Source organism: Campylobacter portucalensis (assembly GCF_009690845.1).
GTDB classification, from domain to species: Bacteria; Campylobacterota; Campylobacteria; order Campylobacterales; family Campylobacteraceae; genus Campylobacter_B; species Campylobacter_B portucalensis.
Map to the genome: position 1 here is coordinate 1 of NZ_VWSJ01000028.1, position 2352 is coordinate 2352.

The following is a 2352-nucleotide window of genomic DNA, read 5'->3' on the forward strand; positions in this document are numbered from 1 at the left end:
GTCTTTATCTATTAATCTTAATTTTTTAAAGATATTGCTCTAAATTTAATCAAATTTGTTTTAAAATTAAACCAAAGCTAAATTTATCAAAATTTCAAATCTAAAATATCCAAATTTGTTTTAAATTTAAATTATATTTTTAGATATCAAATGTTATTTAATAAAATTAATTAAGCGAACCAGTTTAAATTTAAAATAAGCACGAGCGATACCCAACAAAACCACGCCAAAAAAGCTTTAATTATAAGCTAAAGAGTTTATAAAAGCAGTTCAAAAGATAATGTAATTGATTTATAGCAAAGCCGAATTTGGCTATAAATTTGAAGCATAATTTAAAATTTTAGTAAAAATAAATTTGCTAAATTTCATCAAAAAATCAGCAAGTATTTTGCATTTATAAATTTAAAAAATGATTTATTTGTATTTTTCTAAGCCTGTTTGTATGAAAAATTTATTTAAATTCTTTTATATAGTGCTGATAAAATCTAATGTAATATGGCTGAGAATTTCTATTTCTCATACCATAATTGTAACATTCTATGGTTTTTTGCATATCTTTATTTTTTGCGTTGAAACATTTTCTTAAAATTTTGGCACTTTTTGTTAGGTTATAAGTAGGATCAAAAATCAAATCTATCTCATTTTCGTTAAAATTTTGAGAATTTATTTGACCAAGCCCCACATCTACGCTAAATCCGCTTTTTATTAAAATTTTTGCAATCTCTTTTGCTAAATACTCATTTTTAGGCTCGATATAAACGACCCATTTATTTCTATTTAGACTATAAGGGCCGATTTTGATAATTATGTTTTGATTTTCTAAATTTTTATAATATATTGCATTTTCTTTATTTGTTAAAAATGATATTGCAAATGGCTCAAAATCACTCTCGATTTTTATTATGGTGTATAAAATTTTTGGAGAAATTCCATTTGTGGCGGCTACATTTTTTATAGTGTGTAAAATTTCTTCATAAGTAAAACAAAAAGATGATTTAATGCACAGCAAAAAAATTATTAAGATTCTCATATTTTTATATTTCTCCAAAAATTTATAAAAATTATAGCTAAAAATATAGTTTTTTTGAATTTTTTTTATAAATTTATATTTTTTAAGCTAAATTTAATATTTTAGATTGTATAATTTCATTTCTTTTTTAAAAGATGGTCGCTTAGCTCAGTTGGTAGAGCGCCACCCTTACAAGGTGGATGTCATAAGTTCGAGTCTTATAGCGACCACCATTTATGCCTTTTAGGTGAAAATTAGGTAGTTACTTATAAATTTGATTTATAAGACTATCTGCCAAATAGAGGTATTTAAATTTGGGTGCAGCGGTAGTTCAGATGGTTAGAATGCCGCCCTGTCACGGCGGAGGTCGCGGGTTCGAGCCCCGTCCGCTGCGCCACTTTGTGTGTCTTGCTAGCTCAGTCGGTAGAGCATCTCCCTTTTAAGGAGGGGGCCGTTGGTTCGAATCCAACGCAGGACACCATAACTCTTTTTATAAAATCTAAAATCATTTAATAAACCATCTAAATACCGAGATTTAAACAAACTTAAAATCTAAACTGATATAATACAAAACAACAAAATCTAATAAAAAAGACAACCCATAGAGATGCCTAAAAATAGAGTATAAAAAGGTAACCCTGCAAGAAACCTTGAAAATAAGGCGTTTTAAAAGACAGATTATCTTTTTATATCTTAGGTGGCTCTTGGAAAGTCATTTTAACATCTAAATACCATCTTATAGGTTCATACTTTTGTTTACAATATTTATCTTTGGATGAAAGAGCGTTTTTTAGATAATAACGATAGAGATGTTTTATTTGAGTTTATGATTTTTTATAAAGATTTGATGGAGTTTTATTTTGATTTTCTAAAAAATAATATAATCCTCTATTTTTAAATATAAATTAGGTTGTTTTATAAAGCTAGTTAAATTTGATAAACGCTAAATTTGTAGTTATTTAGCTTTAATAGCTAAAAATTATACTAAATTTTTAAATGTTAAAATGCATTAAAATTTAAAAACAGAGTATTTTATGAAAATTTATTAATAAATGAATGGATATATTATAGACAATGGCATTTATATAATCTTTAATTTGTTTTAATAGAGTATGGCTGTTTTCTCAATAAAAAAATGCCACTAAATTTAACAAAAAATATTTAAATATAAAAATAAATAAAAAGAGTTGTTATTATATGATGAGGATTTAAATTTAACTCTTTTGAATTACCAAAAATTTATTTTAAATTTTAAAAATTATTTATTTAAGGCAAAAATGAGATTTTTTACATTTTTAGCTAAGAATTGGCATGACTTTTAAAATTTGAGAGTATAATACTAA

At 25.0% G+C, this 2352-nt stretch carries 1 protein-coding gene and 3 tRNA genes; 3 read left to right on the forward strand and 1 reads right to left on the reverse strand.

Annotated elements, in window-relative coordinates; translation table 11 throughout:
* Positions 1 to 451: 451 nt before the first annotated feature.
* Positions 452 to 1030 (reverse strand): transglycosylase SLT domain-containing protein, encoded by a 579-nt coding sequence (locus F1B92_RS07225; protein ID WP_154571181.1) that lies wholly within the window; start codon positions 1028 to 1030, stop codon positions 452 to 454.
* Between the two features lie 136 nt (positions 1031 to 1166).
* On the opposite strand from F1B92_RS07225, the gene F1B92_RS07230 reads away from it, so the two are divergent.
* From F1B92_RS07230 to F1B92_RS07240, 3 genes are all read left to right on the forward strand, one after another.
* Positions 1167 to 1242: transfer RNA gene (locus F1B92_RS07230), tRNA-Val, on the forward strand.
* An 87-nt stretch (positions 1243 to 1329) separates the two neighbouring features.
* Positions 1330 to 1406, forward strand: a tRNA-Asp gene (locus F1B92_RS07235).
* 8 nt (positions 1407 to 1414) lie between these two features.
* A tRNA-Lys gene (locus F1B92_RS07240) sits at positions 1415 to 1490 on the forward strand.
* The last annotated feature ends 862 nt before the right edge of the window (positions 1491 to 2352 follow it).